This is a genomic window from Pseudomonas sp. 24 E 13 (assembly GCF_900004715.1).
Lineage (GTDB): Bacteria > Pseudomonadota > Gammaproteobacteria > Pseudomonadales > Pseudomonadaceae > Aquipseudomonas > Aquipseudomonas orientalis_A.
Map to the genome: position 1 here is coordinate 44,190 of NZ_CVTO01000152.1, position 23,091 is coordinate 67,280.

General features: G+C 59.8%; 23 protein-coding genes. 14 read left to right on the forward strand and 9 right to left on the reverse strand.

What is annotated here, in order from left to right; translation table 11 throughout:
• Positions 1-49: 49 nt before the first annotated feature.
• Together mobA and BFP90_RS22920 are read left to right on the forward strand one after the other, a co-directional pair.
• Positions 50-652, forward strand: a complete 603-nt coding sequence (gene mobA / locus BFP90_RS22915; protein WP_065898075.1) for a molybdenum cofactor guanylyltransferase MobA — start codon at positions 50-52, stop codon at positions 650-652.
• Between the two features lie 79 nt (positions 653-731).
• On the forward strand, positions 732-953 hold the full coding sequence (locus BFP90_RS22920) for a YgdI/YgdR family lipoprotein (RefSeq protein WP_005786486.1): 222 nt from the start codon (positions 732-734) through the stop codon (positions 951-953).
• A 55-nt stretch (positions 954-1,008) separates the two neighbouring features.
• Here the strand turns inward: BFP90_RS22920 and BFP90_RS22925 are convergent, their stop codons facing one another.
• From BFP90_RS22925 to BFP90_RS22935, 3 genes are all read right to left on the reverse strand, one after another.
• Positions 1,009-1,899: a pseudouridine synthase gene (locus BFP90_RS22925; RefSeq protein WP_065898049.1), complete on the reverse strand. Its 891-nt coding sequence runs from the start codon at positions 1,897-1,899 to the stop codon at positions 1,009-1,011.
• Between the two features lie 74 nt (positions 1,900-1,973).
• The gene (locus BFP90_RS22930; protein ID WP_065898050.1) at positions 1,974-2,309 is read right to left on the reverse strand and encodes a transcriptional regulator; all 336 of its coding nucleotides are present in this window, start codon (positions 2,307-2,309) and stop codon (positions 1,974-1,976) included.
• 74 nt (positions 2,310-2,383) lie between these two features.
• On the reverse strand, positions 2,384-2,620 hold the full coding sequence (locus BFP90_RS22935) for a glutaredoxin family protein (RefSeq protein ID WP_065885165.1): 237 nt from the start codon (positions 2,618-2,620) through the stop codon (positions 2,384-2,386).
• A 314-nt stretch (positions 2,621-2,934) separates the two neighbouring features.
• On the opposite strand from BFP90_RS22935, the gene BFP90_RS22945 reads away from it, so the two are divergent.
• From BFP90_RS22945 to BFP90_RS22975, 7 genes are all read left to right on the forward strand, one after another.
• Entirely contained in the window at positions 2,935-3,249 is a 315-nt protein-coding gene (locus BFP90_RS22945) for a DUF883 family protein (protein WP_065885163.1), read from the forward strand.
• A gap of 4 nt (positions 3,250-3,253) precedes the next feature.
• Positions 3,254-3,643, forward strand: a complete 390-nt coding sequence (locus tag BFP90_RS22950) for a phage holin family protein (protein WP_057722765.1) — start codon at positions 3,254-3,256, stop codon at positions 3,641-3,643.
• A complete protein-coding gene (locus tag BFP90_RS22955; protein WP_065885162.1) occupies positions 3,640-3,978 on the forward strand; it encodes a hypothetical protein in 339 nt (112 codons plus the stop codon). Before BFP90_RS22950 ends, BFP90_RS22955 begins: the two co-directional genes overlap by 4 nt.
• Before the next feature lie 168 nt (positions 3,979-4,146).
• Entirely contained in the window at positions 4,147-5,478 is a 1,332-nt protein-coding gene (locus tag BFP90_RS22960; RefSeq protein ID WP_065885161.1) for a deoxyguanosinetriphosphate triphosphohydrolase, read from the forward strand.
• Between the two features lie 166 nt (positions 5,479-5,644).
• Positions 5,645-6,031, forward strand: a complete 387-nt coding sequence (locus BFP90_RS22965; protein WP_065894808.1) for a response regulator — start codon at positions 5,645-5,647, stop codon at positions 6,029-6,031.
• 264 nt (positions 6,032-6,295) lie between these two features.
• Positions 6,296-6,922 (forward strand): response regulator transcription factor, encoded by a 627-nt coding sequence (locus BFP90_RS22970; RefSeq protein ID WP_065885160.1) that lies wholly within the window; start codon positions 6,296-6,298, stop codon positions 6,920-6,922.
• Positions 6,923-6,930: 8 nt separating this feature from the next.
• Complete coding sequence (locus BFP90_RS22975; protein ID WP_065898052.1) at positions 6,931-10,566, forward strand: transporter substrate-binding domain-containing protein; 3,636 nt, start codon at positions 6,931-6,933, stop codon at positions 10,564-10,566.
• A gap of 150 nt (positions 10,567-10,716) precedes the next feature.
• Here BFP90_RS22975 and BFP90_RS22980 read toward each other — a convergent pair whose 3' ends face one another.
• Together BFP90_RS22980 and BFP90_RS22985 are read right to left on the reverse strand one after the other, a co-directional pair.
• A complete protein-coding gene (locus BFP90_RS22980) occupies positions 10,717-11,199 on the reverse strand; it encodes a GAF domain-containing protein (protein WP_065894712.1) in 483 nt (160 codons plus the stop codon).
• Positions 11,196-12,086 carry an ATP-binding protein gene (locus tag BFP90_RS22985; protein ID WP_065898053.1) on the reverse strand — a complete coding sequence of 297 codons (891 nt, stop codon included), beginning with the start codon at positions 12,084-12,086 and terminating at the stop codon, positions 11,196-11,198. Before BFP90_RS22985 ends, BFP90_RS22980 begins: the two co-directional genes overlap by 4 nt.
• A 161-nt stretch (positions 12,087-12,247) precedes the next feature.
• Between BFP90_RS22985 and BFP90_RS22990 the strand changes: the two genes are divergently transcribed.
• A complete protein-coding gene (locus BFP90_RS22990; protein WP_065898076.1) occupies positions 12,248-14,557 on the forward strand; it encodes a hybrid sensor histidine kinase/response regulator in 2,310 nt (769 codons plus the stop codon).
• Between the two features lie 16 nt (positions 14,558-14,573).
• On the opposite strand, the gene BFP90_RS22995 is transcribed toward BFP90_RS22990, so the two are convergent.
• Together BFP90_RS22995 and msrB are read right to left on the reverse strand one after the other, a co-directional pair.
• Complete coding sequence (locus tag BFP90_RS22995) at positions 14,574-15,059, reverse strand: glutathione peroxidase (RefSeq protein WP_065898054.1); 486 nt, start codon at positions 15,057-15,059, stop codon at positions 14,574-14,576.
• Between the two features lie 287 nt (positions 15,060-15,346).
• A complete protein-coding gene (gene msrB / locus BFP90_RS23000; RefSeq protein ID WP_065894710.1) occupies positions 15,347-15,739 on the reverse strand; it encodes a peptide-methionine (R)-S-oxide reductase MsrB in 393 nt (130 codons plus the stop codon).
• A gap of 201 nt (positions 15,740-15,940) precedes the next feature.
• Between msrB and BFP90_RS23005 the strand changes: the two genes are divergently transcribed.
• Both BFP90_RS23005 and htpX read left to right on the forward strand, forming a co-directional pair.
• The gene (locus BFP90_RS23005) at positions 15,941-17,152 is read left to right on the forward strand and encodes a pyridoxal phosphate-dependent aminotransferase (RefSeq protein WP_065885153.1); all 1,212 of its coding nucleotides are present in this window, start codon (positions 15,941-15,943) and stop codon (positions 17,150-17,152) included.
• 304 nt (positions 17,153-17,456) lie between these two features.
• Complete coding sequence (gene htpX, locus BFP90_RS23010; RefSeq protein WP_065885152.1) at positions 17,457-18,344, forward strand: protease HtpX; 888 nt, start codon at positions 17,457-17,459, stop codon at positions 18,342-18,344.
• A 56-nt stretch (positions 18,345-18,400) separates the two neighbouring features.
• Here the strand turns inward: htpX and BFP90_RS23015 are convergent, their stop codons facing one another.
• Complete coding sequence (locus BFP90_RS23015) at positions 18,401-19,057, reverse strand: thiopurine S-methyltransferase (protein ID WP_065898055.1); 657 nt, start codon at positions 19,055-19,057, stop codon at positions 18,401-18,403.
• A gap of 103 nt (positions 19,058-19,160) precedes the next feature.
• On the opposite strand from BFP90_RS23015, the gene BFP90_RS23020 reads away from it, so the two are divergent.
• The gene (locus BFP90_RS23020; RefSeq protein ID WP_065898056.1) at positions 19,161-19,928 is read left to right on the forward strand and encodes a DODA-type extradiol aromatic ring-opening family dioxygenase; all 768 of its coding nucleotides are present in this window, start codon (positions 19,161-19,163) and stop codon (positions 19,926-19,928) included.
• A gap of 107 nt (positions 19,929-20,035) precedes the next feature.
• Here the strand turns inward: BFP90_RS23020 and BFP90_RS23025 are convergent, their stop codons facing one another.
• Positions 20,036-21,709: a DEAD/DEAH box helicase gene (locus BFP90_RS23025; RefSeq protein ID WP_065885148.1), complete on the reverse strand. Its 1,674-nt coding sequence runs from the start codon at positions 21,707-21,709 to the stop codon at positions 20,036-20,038.
• 421 nt (positions 21,710-22,130) lie between these two features.
• On the opposite strand from BFP90_RS23025, the gene BFP90_RS23030 reads away from it, so the two are divergent.
• Entirely contained in the window at positions 22,131-22,922 is a 792-nt protein-coding gene (locus BFP90_RS23030) for a crotonase/enoyl-CoA hydratase family protein (RefSeq protein WP_065885147.1), read from the forward strand.
• The last annotated feature ends 169 nt before the right edge of the window (positions 22,923-23,091 follow it).

The window sequence follows — 23,091 nt, forward strand, 5'->3', positions numbered from 1 at the left end:
CCCGATGTTATATCACAAGCCTCTGTTTACCTGCCGCAGCGGAACCCTCATGCCCCTTGAATCCTTACCCCTGCCCTGCTCGATTCTGTTGCTGGCCGGCGGTCGTGGCCAGCGCATGGGCGGCCAGGACAAAGGCCTGCTGCAGTGGCACGGCCAGCCCTTGATTGCGCACCTGCAACGCCTGGCACGGCCGCTCACGGACGACCTGATCATCTCGTGCAACCGCAATCATGAGCGGTATGCCGCCTATGCCGATCAGTTAGTGAGCGACGACAGCGCGGATTTTCCCGGACCACTTGCCGGTATCCGCGCGGGACTCTTCGCCGCACGCCATGGGTATCTGCTGATCCTGCCCTGCGATGTGCCGCACATCGATGGGCGATTGCTGGCCGACCTGCGTGCGACAGCACGACTCAACCGGCAGGTTCCGGTGATGGTCCGCCATGGCGAGTTCTGGGAACCCTTGCTGTGCATCATCCCTGTCGCCTTGAAGGATCAGGTGGAGCAGGCCTGGCAAGCTGGCGAACGCAGCCCGCGTAAAATCCTGCTGCAGCTGGGCGCCGTGGGCCTGGAATGCGCGGCCGATGACCCACGCCTGGCCAACCTCAATACACCGGACCTGTTGCACACAAGGCCTGGCGTGTCAGAATGAGTCTTGCATCAGGAACTTTGCCGGCGTTGCACACGTCACAAGGTCAGCATTTTAAAAGCATTCTCTCGGAGACAAACTCATGACTCAACGGACCATCGCCGCTCTCATGCTTGCACTGGGCCTCGCCACCCTCGCCGGTTGCGCCTCGCCGACAGTGATCACCCTGAATGACGGTCGCGAAATCCAGGCCGTCGACACCCCGAAATTTGACGAAGATTCGGGCTTCTATGAATTCCAACAGCTTGACGGCAAGCGCACCCGCATCAACAAGGATCAGGTTCGCACCGTTAAAGACCTGTAAGCCTTACCGCTTGCCCACAAGGCCCGCCTCGCGCGGGCCTTGTCGTTTGCGGCGCTTACCAGTCCAGGCTGAGTTCACTGCGAAAGCTGCGTTCCTGGCCGCTGACCGGGTCGATGAAACGCACGCCCTGGGCCAGCAACTTGAGCGGGTTGGCGTAATCGTCCCTGGCGTCCTTGATCACCTCGGGATAGAACGGGTCATTGCAGATACTCGCGCCGAGCGCGGTCATGTGCACACGCAACTGGTGCTTCTTGCCGGTGACCGGGAACAGGCCATAGCGCCATAGATCGCCGTGTTTTTCGCGCACCTGCACCGCCGTTTCGGTATTGCTGGCACCGGGGCCTTCCTGCATGCGGAAGAAAGGCTCACCGTCCACCAGCCGGCTCTTGTGCACCAGCGGGAACGTCAGGTCAGGCAAGGCCGGGGCAATGGCTTCGTAGAATTTATCGATACGCCGCGTGGGAAACAGTTGCTGATAAGCCGCGCGGGTGGCGGGATTGGCCGAGAACAGCACCAGCCCTGCGGTATGCCGGTCAATGCGATGCAGGGGCACCAGGGCGGGGTTGTCCAGGCGCCGGATCAAACGGCGCAACAGCGTCTGCTCGACATACTCGCCCGCAGGGGTCACCGGCAGGAAATGCGGCTTGTCGGCCACCACCAGATGCTCATCGGCGTACAGGATGGTTTCCTCTACGGGAATCACTTTCTCGTTGGGCACTTCACGAAAGTAATGGATGCACAGGCCTTCCTTGTAAGCCAGACCCAGGCTGATGGGCTGCCCATTGCCATCGAGCACCCGGCCACGGGCAATGCGGTCCAGCCATTGTTCACGGGCAATCGCCGGGAAATGCTCGCACAGGCAATCGAGCACCGTTGCCCACGGACCAGGCGGCAGGTACAAGGTGCTGGCTTGGTGCTGTGACGGGGAAAAACCGGAAGTGGACATGCAGATGCTCAAGGCCTGGAAATAAACAGGCGGGCATTATCCCGCATGGCGCGGGATTGAGCCTAGGAGAGATCTCAGGCCTTGGCCAGTTGCACGCGCAAAACCGGTGAAGCGCTCGCCGCCTCGGTAAACTCCTTGAGCCAGCGCAGTACGTCCACGGCCTCCCAACGGCCCGGGTCGTAGAGTGCGTAGAGCAGGCCCTGATAGCCCACCACATCCAGCTGCTTGTGATAACCGGCACGCTGGAACAGCGCTTCGATTTCCGCGAAACAGGTGTTGAAATGCACCTTGTTGAAGGGCGTCTTGCCTTCCGTGACCAGGCCATCGAGGCGCAGCTCGTTCACCGCATCGCGCACGATGTCGGCGGACATGCGATTGACGCTGCTTTTCAGTTGTTCGACATTCACCACGGGCGTTCCCTCTATTCAATCGCTGTACAAACATACAGTAACGTAATATTCGGAAACTCGCCATCGCATAAACGTCAGCGCAGGAAGGCAACCACCTGCTCGGTGTCGAACGGCCAGTCCAACTCAGCCCCCGTGTCCACCCGCCTGAGCACCGGAATCCGCAGGCCGTAGACCTCGGTCAGGTCGTCGGGATCGGTGATATCCACCAGCTCCACGAGCAACCCGTGCTCGACGAGCGGCATGATTTCGGCTTCGGCAATTTCACACAGATGGCAACCCAGGGTGCCGAACAGCTGGCATTCAGCAAGCATGGCAAATGCACTCGGATGGAAAACACCTCACCATTCTAAGCCCAACGCGGCCCGCAAAGGCGCTTGATCACGCCATATACCCGCAGGCCGCCGACCAGCGCGACGGCGACGCCAAAGGCGGTACCTATTTGCGCGAGTTTGAGTTAATTAGGGTAAGGTTTTTCAAGGCTTGCGCCGCGACCGCCCGGATTGAGCGCAGCCCCAGGGCGTGCGCACCAGGGCAAAGCAAAAGCGGTACCACACAATCGCAGTGAACCTTCGGCAAACCCCGCGACTCGAAACCACACGTACAGAACAGCCACACGGAGATAACCATGGCCGGTAAATCAGCAAAGACTGCTCAAGAAATACTGATGGCGGATTTTCAGACCCTCGTCGCCGATACCGAAAGGTTGCTCGACGACACCGCCGTCCTGGCCGGTGACCAGGCCGATGAGCTGCGTACCAGGATCCATGAAAGCCTGCTCAAGGCTCGCGAAACCCTGCAGTTGACCGAAGACTCTCTGCGTGAGCGCGGCCAGGCGGCTATCACTGCAACGGAAGACTACGTGCAGGCCAACCCGTGGCAGTCCGTCGGCATCGCTGCCGGCGTAGGCTTTTTGATCGGTCTGCTGGCTACCAGGCGCTAATATCATGGCTATCGACGAATCCAGCTCGTCAAAGGGCGCAGGTACCACTTCCCGCCGACTGGGCGCTGCCGTCCTCGGCTTATTGCACAGCCATGTCGAACTCTTCGGCATCGAGTTGCAGGAGCAGAAGGCACGCACTGTCAGCCTGCTGCTGTTCGCCGGCCTTGCGTTGGTGTTTGCCCTGCTGCTGTTGGTAGGGTTATCGACACTGGTGATGATCCTGGTGTGGGACACCGGCTACCGCCTCACCGGCATCATCTGTCTGTGTGTGTTCTACACCCTGGCCGCAGCGTTCTGCGGGGTACGCTTGAAAGCGGCGGTGTTCGATGAGTCCACGCCTTTCCATGCCACCCTCGAAGAACTGGCCAATGACCGGGAGCGCCTGTTGCCATGAGCCTGCCTGAACCGCAAAACACGTCCCGTCGGGAAATGCGCAAGGCGTTGATTCGCCTGCGCATGGAAATGCACCGTCAGGAAATCCGTCATGAATCCCAGCAACTCATGGCGCCCCTGCACAGAGTGCGCGACATGCGTCACAACTGGCAGGACAGCCTGGGCATCAAGCACGCGCCGCTGTGGGGCGTGGCGGCGGTGACCCTGATGGGGTTCTTTACCGGCAAAGGCGCCAAGGGCGGCAGTATCAGCAGCGTAACGCGCCTGGTACGGCTGGGGGCCGGGTTGATTCCGCTGATCAAGCTGGCCATGCAAGGCGCCTCGCGCAAACGATAAGCCCCGCTCGTTCAACACCACGTCCTGACCGCCGGGCCATTTGCGCAACGGCGGCCGGGACTTGTTGTTCATCGCTATCGAAACAATCGACTTCAACATTTGCGCTTGCCCCGCCTGCGTGGAAACGGGAAGCTGCAACTGTCATTTACCGTACGGAGCGTACCCGCCTTGGATTGGCCCACCCTGTTGACCCGCGAACGTCTTGGCAAGCCGCTGCACAGCCCTGAAGAACTGGGCCGCAGCCCTTTCCACAAAGACCATGACCGCATTATTTTCTCTGGCGCTTTCCGGCGCCTGGGCCGCAAGACCCAAGTGCATCCGGTGACGAGCAACGACCATATCCACACGCGCCTGACCCACTCGCTGGAAGTCAGTTGTGTGGGGCGCTCCCTTGGCATGCGCGTCGGCGAAACGCTGCGCGGTGCCCTCCCCGACTGGTGCGATCCGAGCGATCTGGGCATGGTGGTGCAATCGGCCTGCCTGGCCCATGACATCGGCAATCCGCCCTTCGGGCACTCCGGCGAAGACGCGATTCGCCACTGGTTCCAGCAGGCCGCCGGGCGCGGCTGGCTGGATGACATGAGCGGTGCCGAGCGCAATGACTTCCTCAACTTCGAAGGCAATGCCCAGGGTTTCCGCGTACTGACCCAGCTTGAGTATCATCAATTCGACGGCGGCACGCGGCTGACCTATGCCACCTTGGGCACCTACCTCAAGTACCCCTGGACTGCCCGCCACGCGGACTCGTTGGGCTACAAGAAACACAAGTTCGGCTGCTACCAGAGTGAGTTGCCGATTCTGGAGCAGATCGCGCAAAAACTCGGCCTGCCTCAACTGGAGGAACAACGCTGGGCGCGCCACCCGCTGGTGTACTTGATGGAGGCCGCCGACGACATCTGCTATGCGTTGATCGACCTGGAAGATGGCCTGGAAATGGAGTTGCTCGAGTACGCCGAAGTCGAGTCACTGCTGCTCGACCTGGTGGGTGATGACCTGCCGCAGACGTATCGACAATTAGGCGCGTCGGACTCCCGCCGTCGCAAGTTGGCAATCCTGCGCGGCAAGGCCATTGAGCACCTGACCAACGCGGCGGCGCGTGCCTTCGTCGAACAGCAGGACGCGCTGCTTGCCGGCACCCTGCCTGGCGATCTGGTGGAACACATGCACGGTCCGGCAAAGCGTTGCGTACTGGATGCCAAGGACATGGCGCGCAAGAAAATCTTCCAGGACAAGCGCAAGACCCTGCATGAAATCGGCGCCTACACCACCCTGGAGATTCTGCTGAACGCATTTTGCGGTGCGGCCCTGGAGCAACACGGCGGGCGCACGCCGTCGTTCAAGAACCGGCGCATCCTCGACTTGCTGGGCAACAGCGCGCCGGACCCCGCCTGGTCGTTACATGCCTCGTTCCTGCGCATGATCGACTTCATCGCCGGCATGACCGACAGCTATGCCACCGAGATGGCGCGGGAAATGACCGGGCGCTCCAGTCCTCAATAACGTCCTGACCACGCCGCCCTGCGCCCTAAAGGAATTGCCCTACGATGGGAACAGAGCGGCCTGATCGAATTCGTACATATTCCCGAGGAATAATCACGCACGCCGCCGTGAACCAGACGAGCAACCCCCACGCTCCCATCGATGCTTGACTTACTGTGTGCTCTTTATGCCCAGACACCCCCTTCGTATTCTTCTGGTGGAGGATCATCCCTTTCAACTCCTGGCCACCCAGTGCCTGCTGAGAAGCTTTGGTTTCGACCAGCTCACCCCCGTGGAAAATGCGGAGCAGGCCATACGCACAATGACTCAGTGCAAGTTCTCTTACGACTTGATGTTATGCGACCAATGCCTGCCTGACCTGCCCGGTCTGGAACTGGTGGAAATCGCCAGCCGCGGTCAATTTATTACCAGTGCGATTCTATTGAGCAGTCTCCCAGCGACGGAACTGCTCAAACTGACCACACAAGCTGCGCAGCGCAACCTTCCACTGCTGGGCTGTTTGTCAAAACCGTTAAACAGAGATGAACTTGCAAGTTTAATGGTCTTGACTTAACCCCTGTCAAAGTAAGAACTTTAACCTTATCAACTGCGAAAAATAACGTAATCATCGTCGCAAAACGCTTTTGACCGCTGGCCATGCCAGACACCCTGAAAGCCCAAACATCAAGTTTCACAATTACCGATCGACTTGTAGGATTCTACCTTTTTTGACGTAGGAAACTTCCTGTTTTGTACTTGTTCACCCCTCGCTTCATGCTGCTGCCGCTTCTTCTGAGCTAATGTGACCGCTTTATTTGCACCTGCATGGAATTTGATTATGAACACCGTTTTTATTATCGACGACCACCCCGTTATACGGCTTGCCATCAGAATGTTACTGGAACACGAAGGCTACAAAGTCGTTGGAGAAACGGATAACGGATGCGATGCCATACAAATGGTCCGCGAATGCCTGCCCGACCTGGTAGTCCTGGATATCAGCATCCCGAAACTTGACGGCCTCGAAGTGCTCTGCCGATTCAACGCCATGAACACTTCGATGAAAACCCTGGTGCTCACGGCCCAGTGCCCAACCCTGTTTGCCACGCGCTGCATGCGTTCCGGCGCTGACGGTTATGTCTGCAAGGAAGGCGACCTGACCGAACTGCTGAGCGCCATTCGTGCCGTACTTTCCGGTTACAACTACTTCCCCAGCCAGGCATTAAATGCAAATGGAACCGAAGGCGCGGACACTCAGGAGCTGGAACTGTTCAAAGCCGTTAACGACCGGGAACTCATGGTCCTGCAACTTTTTGCACAAGGTCGCACTAATAAGGAAATAGCCAAAGGCATGTTCCTGAGCAATAAAACAGTCAGCACCTATAAAAAGCGTTTAATGCAAAAACTAAAAGCTCAATCTTTAGTTGAGCTCATCGAGATGGCAAAACGAAACGCGCTAGTGTGAGAAAACGGATGCCCAGCCGTATCAAGGACTATTTGATCATATTGAGTGCCAGCTTGTACTTCAGCACTGCCGTGCTCGCGGACTCCTCCATCCCCCCACAGCACTTCACCTTATTGAGTCGCGCGGGAACCGTTCAACTGGACACTCGACTGGACAGAACCCAGCGCCAGTGGCTGCAGTACAAGCGCGAGCTGGTACTGGGTACTGCTGCGCCTGACTACCCGCCGTTCGACCTCACCTCCAGTGGCCGCGACTACGAGGGGCTCACGGCAGATTATGCGGGTCTACTGGCCAAGGCGCTCGCCATACCGGTCAAGGTCCTGCGTTACCCTTCCCGTTTGTCCGCCATTGAAGCCCTTGAAGCCGGCGACATTGACTTGCTGGGCTCCTCCAATGGCTTTGAGGCCGCAAACCCCCATCTCACACTGTCGGCCCCTTATGCCGTGGACCAGCCGGTACTGGTCACTCGCGAAGGAGAAACCCGCAGTCTCGGCAATGGCCTGGAAGGGTTGCGCTTGAGCCTGGTTTACCATTACCTGCCCCTCGACGAGGTGGAGAAGCTGTACCCCAAGGCAGATATCCGCCCCTATCCCTCTTATCAGAATGCGCTGAATGCCGTGGCATTCGACCAGGCAGATGTGTTTCTGGGCGACACCATTTCCACCCATTTCATGATTAACAAGGGCTACCTCAAGAACATTCGCATGGCCAATTTCGGCAAGCATGAGGCTTACGGTTTCAGCTTCGCCCTGCGCCACGACAACCTGATTCTCTTGAGCATTGTCGACACGGTGCTGGCGGCTGTGCCCATCAACGAACGCGACAGCATCGCCAAGCGCTGGAGCGCCGGCAGCGATATCCTGCTGACCGACAAGAAACTGCAACTGACTCCGCGCGAAGAACGCTGGTTGAAGGCCAATCCGGTTGTGAAGGTTGTCGTCAATGAAACCTTTGCCCCCCTCACCTTCTTCGACGCAGAGGGCAACTTTCGCGGTATCACCGCCGACCTCCTAGAACTCATTCGCTTGCGGACGGGCTTGCGTTTCGCGGTTCAGCGCGGGCGTGAGGTCGACGATATGATCGAGCAGGTCGCCGCACAGAATATCGACATCATCGGGGCCATCGTGCCGAGTAACCAACGGGAGGCGCAGTTGAGTTTCAGCCGCCCCTACCTGGAAAACTCCTATGTGCTGCTGACCCGCAAAGAGCCTGGAGCGCCCCTGAACCTGGAGCAGATGACGGGCAAGCGCCTGGCGGTGACCCAAGGTACCCCACTGGCCGATACCTTGCGCAAGGACTATCCCCGGATTCAACTGGTGGAAACCGGCGATACCTTCAGGGCATCCGAGTTGCTCGCACAAGGGCAAGTGGACGGCGCTGTGAACACGCTGCTGATCGCCAACTACTTCCTGTCCTCGAAGGTTTTCCGGGACAAGTTGCAGATCACTACCACCATCGGCACCAGCCCGGCGACGTTCGCCCTGGCCACATCCCGCCATGCCACCGAATTGAGCTCGATCCTCGACAAAGCGCTGCTCAGTATCGCCCCGGATGAAATGGGCGTGATCAACAGCCGCTGGCGCGGCTACACCGTCGAGTCCGACAGCTATTGGCGCAATTACAACCAGTTGATTGCCAGGATCGTCATCGGAACCGGGTTGTTGCTTTTGGTTTCGCTGACCTGGAATGCCTACATGCGCCGCCAGATCAGGCAACGAAAAATGGCCGAGCGCGCCCTCAACGACCAGTTCGAGTTCATGCGCGCGCTGGTCAACGAAACGCCACACCCCATCTATGTACGCGATCGTAACGGCTTGCTGCAAACCTGCAATGACAGCTACCTGCAGACATTCGACGTCAAGCGAGAGGAGGTGATCGGCAAAAGCGTGACCCAGATGAACATGGCCCTGGCGCCCGAAGCGGCGCAGTACCATGCCGATTACCTGCGGGTGGTGGCCGAGGGCACGCCCTTGATCCTGGACCGCACCCTGCATATCCATGAAAGGAAGCTGACGATCTACCACTGGATCCTGCCCTACCGCGACTCCATCGGCGAAGTCCAGGGCATCATTGGCGGCTGGATCGACATCAGTGAACGGCGCCAGTTGTTTGATGAACTGCGTGCCGCCAAAGAACGCGCCGATGAGGCCAACCGCGCCAAAAGCACCTTTCTTGCCACCATGAGCCACGAGATACGCACGCCGATGAACGCGGTGATCGGCATGCTGGAACTGACGCTCAAGCGCGCCGACCAGGGCCATCTCGACCGTCCGGCGATAGAAGTCGCGTACAACTCGGCCAAGGATCTACTGGAGCTGATCGGCGATATTCTCGATATCGCGCGTATTGAGTCCGGGCGCCTAAGCCTGGCCCCGGAGCGCGTCAATCTGCGGGAGGTGATTGAGTCGGTGGTGCGTGTCTTCGATGGGCTTGCCCGCCAGAAAACCCTCAGCCTGCTATTGGAATTCAAGCCCGATCCGAGCGACATCGAAGTCTTGATCGACCCGCTGCGCTTCAAGCAAGTGCTGTCCAACCTCGTGAGCAACGCCATCAAGTTCACCGAACATGGGCAGGTGAAGATCAAGGTTGAGGTGCAACCGAGCCAGACACCGGAACAGGTCGAACTGAAGCTGGTGGTGGAGGACACCGGCATAGGCATCAACCGGGAAGACCAGCAGCGCCTGTTCGAGCCATTCGCCCAGGCCGACAACTCCGGGCATCTGGCCAGAAGTGGCGCCGGCCTGGGCCTGGTGATCTGCCGCAGCCTCTGCGCAATGATGGGCGGCCAGTTAAGCTTGAGCAGCGTGCCCATGGTCGGCACCCAGGTGCACGTCAACCTGAAAATGCCGCGCCTGCACCCGGTGACGACCGTGGGCGAGCATGCACCCGCCAAGCCGGCCTCTACCCCGGTACTCAATGTGCTGGTGGTAGACGACCACCCGGCGAACCGCCTGCTGATGTGCCAGCAACTGGGCTACCTGGGCCATCAGTTCACCGCCGCCGAGCACGGTGCCGCCGGGTTCCAGGCCTGGCGCCAGGAACAGTTCGACCTGGTGATCGCCGACTGCAACATGCCCATCATGAATGGCTACGAGTTAAGCCGTTCCATTCGTGAGTACGAGCAACGCGAACAGTTGGCACCCTGCGTGGTACTGGGGTTCACCGCCAATGCCCAGCCGGAAGAAAGACAACGCTGCCTGGAAGCGGGCATGGACGACTGCCTGTTCAAGCCCATCAGTCTCACGATACTGGAGCGGCAACTGGCGCAGATCACACCGCAGCCCACGAGCCAGCGCCTGGACCTGGCGTGCCTGGACGCGCTGACGGGAGGCGATCCGCAATTGAGCCGACGGTTGCTCGAAGAACTGCTGACCAGCAGCGTTCATGATCGTCAGGCACTCACCGCGCTACTGGAGCGCAAGGCGTCGCCCATGGACATCATCGAACAAGCCCACAAGATCAAGGGGGCCGCACGCATCGTCCAAGCCAATGCCCTGGCCGGGCAATGCGAAGCCCTGGAACAAGCCTGTTCCCGCGACGATGATCGGCGAGTGGTCGAGGCGGGGATCAAATCCCTGGAAAAGCTCATGCTCGAGCTGGAACGGGCGCTGCAAGTTCAACTGCATGAACTGGACAGCCAATAAGTCAGTGTAGGAGCGAGCTTGCTCGCGAAAAACTCACAGGCACCGCGTTCATTCAGGAAGCACGCGTTATCGTTGACATTTTTCGCGAGCAAGCTCCCTCCTACAAGGGCGGTATACGCTTAACTGACTGGCGTTCCCCGCCTCGCTCGCTCAGCAATCGGTCAAGCGCAGGAAAATAGCCGCCAGCTGTTCGATACCCAACTGGTCCTCGGGGGTAAAACGAGCCAGCGACGGGCTGTCGAGGTCAAGGACGCCAATCAATTGGCCGTTCTTGACCAGCGGCACCACCAATTCGCTGTTTGAGGCGCTGTCACAGGCAATGTGCCCGGCAAACGCATGCACGTCTTCCACTCGCTGGGTCTGCCGGGTCGCGGCGGCGGCGCCGCACACACCACGACCGAAAGGGATCCGCACACAGGCAATCTGGCCCTGGAATGGGCCAAGCACCAGCTCATCATTGCGATTGAGGTAGAAACCCGCCCAGTTCAGGTCGTCCAGTTGATTGAACAGGAACGCGGAGAATTGCGCACTGTTGGCGATGAAATCCCGCTCATCGGCCAGCAGCGATTCCAGTTGCGCGCACAGCAGCGCATAGCCATCCAGACCGGTGCCGGTCTGTTGCAAATCGATCATGGTTGACGCTCCAGCAATTTGAGACCCACCCAGTAACGGGCGAACTGATAGGCACAGCGGCCGTTACGGTTACCGCGGCCGGTAGCCCAGCGCACGGCGAGAATGTCGAGTTGTTCATCGCGCTGCCACTGCAGGCCGGCCTTGCCTGCAAGCTCACCGATCCAGTGTTCCACCACATCCAGGAAGTGTTCCTGGGTGAATGGATAGAACGACAGCCACAGGCCAAAACGGTCGGACAGGGCGATCTTGTCTTCCACCGCCTCGCTCGGGTGCAGTTCGCCATCCACGCGCTTCCAATTGTCGTTGTCACTCTGGTTCTCCGGCACCAGGTGACGGCGGTTGGAGGTGGCGTACAGCAATACGTTTTCCGGCGCCTGCTCCAGGGAACCATCCAGTACACTCTTGAGCACGCGATAGTCGCCTTCGCCTGCTTCGAACGAGAGGTCGTCGCAGAACAGAATGAAACGCTGCGGCAGCTTGAGCAGTTGCTCGACCACGCGCGGCAGGTCGGCCAGGTGGTCACGCTCAATTTCGATCAAGCGCAGGCCGGCCTTGGCATGCTGGGCGAGCAAGGCGCGGACCATGGAGGACTTGCCGGTGCCACGCGAACCCCATAGCAGCGCATGGTTGGCGGGTAAGCCGTCAAGAAACTGCTGGGTGTTGCGCGCCAGCGTTTCGCGTTGCTTGTCGACGCCGATCAGGTCCGACAGACGCATGTCCAGGCTCACTTGCAGCGGCAACAGGAAGCCTGTGCGGCCCTCGCGCTGCCAGCGCGCGGCCAGGCAGTGATTCCAGTCAATGGCTTGGCGCGCAGCGGGTAACAGGGGTTCCAGGCGCACGAGCACTGCGTCAGCCCGCTCAAGAAAGGCACTCAATCGAGAATCCACGTCTATTCCTCTGGCAAGTTCTTGTAAAAGATGGCGTATTGGCAACCCAGCGGCAGACCGCACAAGGCTGCGAAATTCGATTCATGCCGGGCAAGTCAGCATTGGTGGATGTTCAGCTATGCTTGCCGGGCGAAGGGAAACGTGAAGTGGTTCAACACTCGATGGATATCAAGTTCGCCCACCGCTTGTCTTATAAACAAGCCAGATTGACTGTGCTGGTCGGTTTCGTCTTGGGAACCTTGCTCAGTCTTATCCAAATCGGCATTGATTATGCCAGCGAAGACGCATCCATCAACCGCGAAATACGCTCGCTGATCGAAATCAGCCATAACCCCGCCTCGCGCATCGCCTATAACATCGATGCCGAACTCGCCCAGGAACTGACCCTGGGCCTGCTGCACTCCCCTGTCATTGTTCACGCCCAGTTGATCGACAACAACGGCGTGGTGCTGGCCGACGTCGACCGGCCGCGCAAGGAAAGCCATTATCGGCCCGTCAGCGATTTTCTGTTTGGCGCCAACCGTCCATTCGAGGACCGTCTGTACCTCAGCCACATGCCCGACGAATCCCTCGGGGTGTTGCGCCTGGATGTAGACACCTACGCGTTCGGCAGCCGCTTCCTGCGCCGCGCCGAGGTCACGTTGCTCAACGGTTTTATCCGCAGCCTGCTGTTGACCGGGATCCTGCTGGGCTTGTTCTACGTCATGCTCACCCAACCGCTGGTACGCATTATCCGAGCGTTGAGCACGCGCCGACAGGCGCGCCTGGACTGCCCGCCGGGCCATGAGCATGACGAAATCGGTGTGCTGGTCAACGTTGCCAACCAGCAGTTCGAAAACATGGAAACCGAGATTCAGCAGCGTCGCCATGCCGAGGATCGTCTCACCGAATACCTGGGTCAGCTCGAAGACATCGTTTCTGCGCGCACCCTCGAGCTCAAGACCAGCAACCAACGCTTGAGCCAGTTCAATGATGAACTGGAGGCTGCCAGATTGACCGCCCTGGAAATGGCCCAGGCGCGGGCGGCGTTCCTGGCCAACATGAGCCATGAAATCCGCACCCCGCTCAATGGCCTGCTGGGCATGATTGCCCTGTCGCTGGACAGCTCGCTCAACGCCGAGCAGCGCCAGCAACTGTCCATCGCCCATGACTCCGGCAAGGTCCTGGTGGAGTTGCTCAACGATATCCTCGACTTGTCCAAGTTCGACGCCGGTCAACTGGAGCTTGAGCGTATCGCGTTCGACCTTGGCTCACTGGTGGAAGACACCGCCAACCTGTTGTCGCAAAACGCCGCACCCAGCGTGGAACTGACCTGCCTGATCGACCCGCTGTTTCCTGCACAGGTGATCGGCGACCCGACGCGGGTACGGCAAATCGTCAGTAACCTGCTGTCCAATGCCTTGAAGTTCACCCGCTTCGGCCGCGTGGATGTGCGCCTGAGCCAACACGGCGATGGCGTACGCATTGAGGTCTGCGATACCGGCATCGGCATTGCCCAGGACGCGCAGGTGAAGATTTTCCAGCCGTTTACCCAGGCCGGCGCCGGTATCACGCGCCAATTTGGCGGCACGGGCCTGGGGCTCGCATTGACCCATAACCTGTGCGAGGCCATGCAGGGCCGCTTGAGTATCAGTTCGGAGGTCGGCTTCGGCAGCCAGTTCTGCGTCGACCTGCCGCTGCCCACCCACTTGCCGGCGGTGGCTCAAGTACCACTGGCGGGCGACGTGATCGTCATTACCAACCCAAGCAGTGGCCTGGGAGAGTTGCTCACCCTGCTGCTGCCCCACTGGGGGTTGGCGCCGCGTTGTTATTCCATGGAAGACGACCTGAGCGGACAGCATCCCGACCTGTTGATCACCGATTGCCCGGAGTGCCTGTTCCGCCTGAGGATGGGCATTACCGCGCCGATCCTGGTAGTAACGGCCTATGGCAATTTCATGCCCGGCGAAGAAGTCGCGGCGCTGGCACCGCTGCAGCAACAGGCACGCCCGCTGAGCCGTAACGCGCTCTATCAGATCCTGCAGCGTAATTTGCACAGCGACACGCAACCGATGGCGGACCCTGTCCGCATCGACGCCACGTCACTCAGCCATCGCGCGCGTATCCTGCTGGTGGAGGACAACCCGGTCAATCAACTGGTGGCCAAGGGCATGCTCGGCAAGCTTGGCTGCGAGGTCATTGTGGCCGCCCATGGTGGCGAAGCCCTCAAGTGTCTTGAGGACCAGCGTTTCGATCTGGTGTTGATGGACTGCAACATGCCCGTGATGAACGGCTACGAAGCGAGCCGGCAGATTCGCCGGAGCGGCCGCTGGCCAGACCTGCCGATCGTTGCCTTGACCGCCAACGCCCTCGCCGAAGAGCGTGAACGTTGCCGTGCGGCGGGGATGAATGACTACCTGGCCAAGCCGTTTCGCCGTGAAGAACTCAAAGCCCTGCTGGACCTGTGGGTGCCTGAGACGACAAGCCTCTGACTGGGGCCGGCATCGGTCATTTGAGCAGCGCTTCGATCTCCTGGCTCAGAGCCTGAGGCTTGGTGGTCGGTGCAAAACGCTTGACCTGCCTGCCATCACGCCCGATGAGGAACTTGGTGAAATTCCATTTGATATTCTTTGAGCCCAGCAGCCCCGGCGCCTGCTTTTTCAACTGCACGAACAGCGGGTGGGCATCGCTGCCGTTGACGTCGATCTTTTTGAACAAAGGAAAACTGACGCCGAAGTTCAGCTCGCAGAACTCGGCAATCGCGCCTTCGTTGCCCGGCTCCTGCTTGCCGAACTGATTGCACGGAAAGCCCAGCACCACCAGGCCCTGGTCCTTGTATTGCTGCCAGAGTTGTTCCAGGCCCTTGTACTGCGGGGTGAAACCACATTTGCTGGCGGTATTGACCACCAGGATGGCCTTGCCGGCAAAATCGGCCAAAGTCTTTTGCTCACCCTTGATGGTGGTGCAAGGGATGCTCAGCAGGTTGTCGCTCATGGCAGTGACTCTGGCAAAGGGGAAGCAGAAAGATAGTACGCAATTGAATTGTGTACAAACTAATAAGCGGGAATGATGACGCCCCATCAACCAGCCCCCAATGTGAATGCCAGTCAATAAAGGCTTTTTGTAGGAGCGAGCTTGCTCGCGAAAAACTGACAGTCACCGCGCTCATTCAGAAAGCACGCATTATCGTCGACATTTTTCGCGAGCAAGCTCGCTCCTACAAAGGGCGATGTACGCTTAACGGACTGGCATTCCCACATTGTGGCCGAACACGTGTTCTCTCAGCGCGGCACTAGGTCCAGGCACACCGAGTTGATGCAGTAACGCAGGCCGGTCGGCGGCGGGCCGTCCGGGAACACGTGCCCCAGGTGTGCATCGCATTTGGCGCAGGTGACTTCGGTGCGGATCATGCCGTGGCTGACATCGCGAATCTCAACCATGGCACTGTCGGCAATCGGCTCGTAGAAGCTGGGCCAGCCGCAGCCTGAATCGAACTTGGCCTTGGAATCGAACAGCGGCTCATTGCAGCAAATGCAGTGATACACGCCGTCGGTCTTGGTTTCGTTGTACTTGCCGCTGAAAGGTCGCTCAGTGCCTTTGAGACGGCACACGTTGTACTGCTCCGGATCGAGCATGGCTTTCCATTCTTCAACGGTTTTCTGCAGCTTTTCCATGGGTACACCTCGGCAACTGAAAAACCCTGATCTGTGTCTTTTCCGTGGATCAGGCGGCACGTATGATTGCGCCTCTTCAAAACGCCAGTCTGGCACCCGCGCCACCGGCATTCAAACGTATTTAAGGTGCGGGCCGCGCAGGATTCACAGTACGGTAGTGCCCACGCCGTCTGGATCGTTCATTTTCAGGATCACATCGCCATGCAGGTCAGCAAATCGAACAAGCTCGCCAACGTCTGCTACGACATTCGCGGCCCGGTGCTCAAGCACGCCAAACGCCTGGAAGAGGAAGGCCACCGCATCCTCAAGCTGAACATCGGCAACCCGGCGCCCTTTGGTTTCGAAGCGCCCGACGAAATCCTCCAGGACGTGATCCGCAACCTGCCCACGGCCCAGGGCTACAGCGACTCCAAAGGCCTGTTCAGCGCGCGCAAGGCGGTGATGCAGTATTACCAGCAGAAGCAGGTGGAAGGTGTCGGGATTGAGGACATCTACCTGGGCAATGGCGTGTCCGAGCTGATCGTGATGTCGCTGCAGGCGCTGCTCAACAACGGCGACGAAGTGCTGGTGCCCGCGCCGGACTACCCATTGTGGACCGCCGCCGTGACCCTGGCCGGTGGCCACCCGGTGCATTACCTCTGCGACGAAGGTGCCGACTGGTTCCCTGACCTGGCCGATATCAAGGCCAAGATCACCCCGAACACCAAGGCCCTGGTGATCATCAACCCGAACAACCCCACCGGCGCCGTGTATTCCAGGGAAGTGCTGCTGGGCATGCTTGAACTGGCGCGCCAACATAACCTGGTGGTGTTCTCCGACGAGATCTACGACAAGATCCTCTACGATGACGCGGTCCACGTATGCACCGCCTCCCTGGCACCCGACCTGCTGTGCCTGACCTTCAACGGGTTGTCCAAGTCCTACCGCGTCGCGGGCTTCCGCTCCGGCTGGATCGCCATCTCCGGGCCCAAGCACAACGCCCAGAGCTATATCGAAGGCATCGACATGCTGGCCAATATGCGCCTGTGCGCCAACGTGCCGAGCCAGCACGCGATCCAGACCGCCCTCGGCGGCTACCAGAGCATCAACGATCTGGTCCTGCCCCAGGGGCGCCTGCTGGAGCAGCGCAACCGTACCTGGGAGCTGCTCAACGCCATCCCGGGCGTCAGCTGCGTGAAGCCCATGGGGGCGTTGTACGCGTTCCCGCGGATTGACCCGAAAGTCTGCCCGATCCTCAACGACGAAAAATTCGTGCTCGACCTGCTGCTGTCGGAAAAACTGCTGGTAGTGCAAGGCACCGCGTTCAACTGGCCGTGGCCGGACCACTTTCGCGTGGTGACCCTACCGCGCGTGGATGAGCTGGATATGGCCATCGGTCGCATCGGCAATTTCCTCAAGTCCTATCGCCAGTAAGGGAAATGTGGCTGTACGACCTTCATTTGGTCGTACAGCGATTATCTGGCAACACTTCTTTGGCAAGGGCGGCCTCGGCGCCGACGATGGCACCGCGCCAGCCGCCCTGCCCTAGTGTTAACGGGCTGTTCGACACGCCTGGCGGCTAATCGACAGGGGATTGGATGTGGGAAAATCCCTTCAACGCGCTACATTTTCGCTGTAGGACACAGTTTGAAATAGTCGCCCGGTTGAATCACCCCAGGCCGCACCTTATATACCCCGCAGTAAGCGACATATTAAGCATGAGGAGAATTCTACAACCATGATGCGCATCCTGCTGTTCTTGGCCACTAACCTGGCAGTCGTACTGATTGCCAGCGTCACCCTGAGCCTTTTTGGCTTCAATGGGTTCATGGCGGCCAACGGGGTTGATCTGAACCTCAATCAGCTGCTGATTTTCTGTGCGGTCTTTGGTTTTGCCGGTTCGCTGTTCTCGCTGTTCATCTCCAAGTGGATGGCGAAAATGAGCACCAGCACCCAGATCATCACTCAACCACGCACTCGCCATGAACAATGGCTGATGCAAACCGTGGAGCAGTTGTCTCAAGAAGCAGGCATCAAAATGCCCGAGGTGGGGATTTTCCCTGCTTACGAGGCCAACGCCTTTGCCACCGGCTGGAACAAGAACGACGCACTGGTCGCCGTCAGCCAGGGCCTGCTGGAGCGTTTCTCGCCGGACGAAGTCAAAGCGGTGCTGGCACACGAGATCGGCCACGTGGCCAATGGCGACATGGTCACCCTCGCGCTGGTACAGGGCGTGGTGAACACCTTCGTGATGTTCTTCGCACGGATCATCGGCAACTTCGTCGACAAGGTGATCTTCAAGAACGAAGAAGGCCGCGGTATCGCCTACTTCGTGGCAACCATCTTCGCCGAGCTGGTGCTGGGTTTCCTGGCCAGCGCCATCGTGATGTGGTTCTCGCGTAAACGTGAGTTTCGCGCAGACGAAGCCGGCGCACGCCTGGCGGGCACCAGCGCGATGATCGGCGCACTGCAGCGCCTGCGCTCCGAACAAGGCCTGCCGGTGCATATGCCGGACAGCCTGACCGCCTTTGGTATCAACGGTGGCATCAAGCAAGGCCTGGCGCGCATGTTCATGAGCCACCCACCGCTGGAAGAGCGGATTGACGCATTGCGTCGTCGCGGCTGACAGCATAGGGCAAGACAAAAGGGGCGATTGAATCGCCCCTTTTTTGCGGGCGTGATTCAGACCCTGGTCAACCGGTAAACCCGCTCGTCAAGGCGGGTGACGCCGTCCTGAACAAACTTCCAGCTTTCGCCGAGAATGTCCTGCTCTTCGAGCCTGTCCAATGCCCAGTGCTCGCCCAGCAATACGCGCACTTCAGCATCGCTGACGGCAAAAGGCGGCCCGGCCTTTTGCACCTGATCGTAATCGAGCGTAACCAGCAGGCCCTGGCAACCACGGCCCAGCAAGGCAGTGAGGCGCTCGGCGTATTGGGCGCGCATCAACGGCGGCAACGCGATCAACGCTGCGCGGTCATACAGGGCGCTGCAACCAGCGACTGCCTGTGCGTCGAGCGCGAAGAAATCGCCACACCACACTTCGATCAAGCCCGTCTGGTACACCTTGAAGTCGCCCCTTCGGCTGATCTGCGGCGCCAGCCCCTGCTCGTTGAAAAAAGCCTCCACCGCCTGCTCGGACAGTTCCACCCCCATCACGTGGCAGCCCTGACTGGCCAGCCATACCAGATCCAGGCTTTTGCCACACAACGGCACCAGCACCTTGGCCCCGTCCACCAGCCCCGACTGCGGCCAATGCCGCTGCAGATAGGGGTTGACCTCGGGCAAATGAAAGCCAATCTGGTTGCGGGCCCAACGCTCCTGCCAAAACTCAGGCTGCATAAATCACCTCGAAAATTCGATCAAAAAGCACTAAAACTTATATTAGATTTTGATTGATGATCTGACTGAAGATGGGCCTATGTTAACGCTCAGGACTCCTATTATGCTCCCCAGCCTGTTTATCTCGCACGGTTCCCCCATGCTCGCCCTGCAACCCGGCGCGAGCGGCCCGGCGTTGCAACGCCTGGCGGCCGAGCTGCCGCGCCCGAAGGCGATTGTGGTGGTATCGGCGCACTGGGAAAGCCAGGAGTTGCTGGTCAGTGGCGCCAGCGCACCCGAGACCTGGCATGACTTTGGGGGGTTCCCTCGCGAGCTGTTTGCCGTGCAGTATCCCGCGCCGGGCGACCCACGGCTGGCCGCTGAAATCGTCGAATTGCTGCATGCCGATGGCCTGGGTGCGCACATCGATGAGCGCCGCCCCTTCGACCATGGCACCTGGGTACCCCTGTCGCTGATGTACCCGGCGGCGGATATCCCGGTGGTGCAAGTGTCGCTGCCCAGCCGCATGGGCCCGGCCCTGCAGAGCCGGGTCGGGCGGGCGCTCGCCGGCCTGCGCGAGCAAGGTGTGCTACTGATCGGTTCCGGCAGCATCACCCATAACCTGGGCGAGCTGGATTGGCGCGCAGGGCCTGAAACCATCACGCCATGGGCGCTGGAGTTTCGCGACTGGGTCGTCGACAAGCTGGCGGCCAATGACGACGCAGCCTTGCATGACTATCGCCGCCAGGCGCCACACGCCGTGCGCAGCCATCCCAGCGATGAGCACTTGCTGCCGCTGTACTTCGCGCGGGGGGTGGGCGGAGATTTCAGCGTGGCGCACCAGGGCTTCACACTGGGCGCGCTTGGAATGGATATCTATCGTTTTGGCTGACGCAGCCCCTCTCACCACAATCGAGTGCCGGCCATAAATCCCAGGCAAAAAAAATCCCCGAACCAGTCGGGGATTTTTTATGTGCGATCAATCAGCCTGACGGCGGATCAATCTTCGCGGTAGCGACGCAGCTTCAACTGCTTACCGGCAACGCGAGTGTCTTTCAACTTGGCCAGCAGTTTTTCCAGGCCGTCTTCCGGCAGCTCCACCAGGGAGAAGCTGTCACGCACCTGGATGCGACCGATGGCTTCACGTGCCAGGCCACCCTCGTTGAGGATAGCGCCCAGCAGGTTCTTGGCCGCGATACCGTCACGCGCGCCCAGCGCGGTACGGCAACGGGCACGGCCTTCGGCCAATGGGACCGGAGCGCGACGCTCACGATCACCACGGTCTGGACGGTCGCCGGTACGCTCTGGACGATCACCGCGTGGCGCGTTGTTCGGTACCAGTGGGCGTTCTTTCTCAATGGCCGCCAGGGTCAGGGCCTGACCGTTGGTGGCTTTGCGCAGCAACGCTGCAGCCAGGGCACGGGGGGTGCAACCGATATCGGCGGTCAGGCGGTCCAGCAGGTCGCCGTGGGTCGATTCAGCGTCAGCCACCAGTGGCGCCAGGCTGTTGGTCAGTTTCTTGATGCGCGCATCGAGAACGGCCTGGGCATCCGGCAGACGGACTTCGGCAACTTTCTGGCCGGTTACACGCTCGATCACTTGCAGCATGCGGCGCTCACGTGGAGTGACCAGCAGCAGCGCACGACCTTCGCGACCGGCACGGCCGGTACGGCCGATACGGTGAACGTAGGATTCCGGATCGTAAGGCATGTCAACGTTGAACACGTGGGTGATACGTGGAACGTCGAGGCCACGGGCAGCAACGTCGGTCGCTACAACGATGTCCAGGCGGCCATCCTTGAGGGAGTCGATCACGCGCTCACGCTGGTTCTGGGCAATGTCACCGTTCAGCGCAGCGGCCTTGTAGCCTTTGGCTTCCAGGGCACTGGCCAGGTCCAGGGTCGCTTGCTTGGTGCGCACGAACATGATCAGGGCGTCGAAGTCTTCGACTTCCAGCAGGCTCAATACAGCCGAGGTCTTCTGGTCAGCGTGAACCAACAGGTGAGCCTGTTCGATCGCGGTGACAGTCTGGGTCTTGGTCTGGATCTTCACGTGTTGCGGATCGCGCAGGTGGCGTTCGGCAATGGCACGGATCGACTGCGGCAGGGTGGCCGAGAACAGCACGGTCTGACGGGTCGGTGGCAGTGCCTTGAAGATGACTTCCAGGTCATCCATGAAGCCCAGCTTCAACATTTCGTCGGCTTCGTCCAGAACCAGATGGTTCACGGTCGACAGCACTTTCTCGTCACGACGCAGGTGGTCGCACAGACGGCCCGGGGTGGCGACAACGATCTGTGCGCCGTTACGGATGGCTTTCAGTTGTGGGCCCATGGGCGCGCCGCCGTAAACGGCCACAACGGTTACACCTGGCATTTGCTTGGCGTAGGTTTCGAAAGCGGTTGCTACTTGCAGCGCCAACTCACGGGTTGGCGCCAGGATCAGGGCTTGCGGCTCGCGCTTGGCAGGATCGATGCAATGCAGAATAGGCAGGGCGAACGCGGCGGTTTTACCGGTACCGGTTTGCGCCTGGCCAATCATGTCCTGGCCGGCCATGATGATCGGGATCGATTGCTGCTGAATAGCCGAAGGTTCTTCGTAGCCAGTCGCGATGACTGCGGCGAGAATGTTCGGGTTAAGATTAAAAGCGGCGAAGCCGCCGGTTTCCTGGGTCATGGGTCTGCCTCTAAGTGCATCCGCAAAGACCCATGCTCCAAAGCTGCGCATGCCGTGTTGAGACTCAAGAGTCGCCCTGGCTGCTTTGTCGGCGGGGATTTGCGAAAACGAATGAATGAAAAAGATTCGTCAAGGAAGAGTCCGCTGTGCGGACGTGCAGCCGAAGCTGACTTCGGGGAATTGCGCTACCTAAACGCGGCCCGGTTAAAGGCCGGCGCGCACTATACCGGAAATAGCTGAAAAAGGGAGCTTTTTTATCGAAAAGCACTGAGAAACCGTGCTGCGACACAGCCTTTGCAGATAACTGCGCCAGGGTCTATTTTTCACAAGCCCGGCCCTGTTGGTCATCACGCTTAAACGGTTCACCTGTCCAGACCGTCCCTTTGGTCTGAAACCTTACCCGCGCCCGAGGGCACACCCGATGAATCAAGCCAGCACCAGCCGCGTCAGCCGTGAACTTCAGGGCCATGTCCTGCTGTTGGGACTGGACCGGGTGGCCAAGCGCAATGCTTTCGACCTGGATCTGCTCAACGAACTGAGCATGGCCTATGGCGAATTTGATCGAAACGATGACGCGCGGGTTGCCGTGGTATTTGCCCATGGCGACCACTTCACCGCCGGGCTCGACCTGGCCAACGTCAGCGGGGTAATGGCCGGAGGCTGGCAACCGCCCCTGGGTGGCTGCGATCCCTGGGGCGTGTTCGCCGGCCCCAGGGTCAATAAGCCGGTGATCGTCGCCGTCCACGGCTACTGCCTGACCATCGGCATCGAACTGATGCTGGCGGCGGATATCAACCTTTGCGCCAGCAACACTCGCTTCGCGCAGATGGAAGTGCAGCGTGGGATCTTTCCGTTCGGCGGCGCGACATTACGCTTTCATCAGATCGCCGGCTGGGGCAATGCAATGCGCTGGTTGCTGACCGGCGATGAATTTGACGCCCATGAAGCCCTGCGCCTGGGCCTGGTGCAGGAAGTGATGGCCAGCGAAGACCTGCTGCCGCGCGCCATCGAGTTGGCCAATCGCATCGCACGCCAGGCGCCGCTTGGGGTGCAGGCAACGCTGATGTCGGCGCGACTGGCACACAGGGAAGGTGAGACCGTAGCGGCGGCCGCATTGCCGCCGATGGTGGATAAATTGCTCAACAGCGAGGATGCCAAGGAAGGCGTGCGGGCGATGATCGAGAAGCGCCCGGGCGTGTTCAAGGGTATTTGACTTGGCCATACCGCCTAATGGGCCATAGGCATCTACACAACTCTGCAGCGCCCAACCCTAACCACGATGCGCAGCGAGTCGCCGGTAACCACGATGCGAAGCGAGCCGCCCTTGATCTTGATCTGCTTTTGATCTCAGGCGCCCCGTTAAACCACGCTGGCCGAACGCA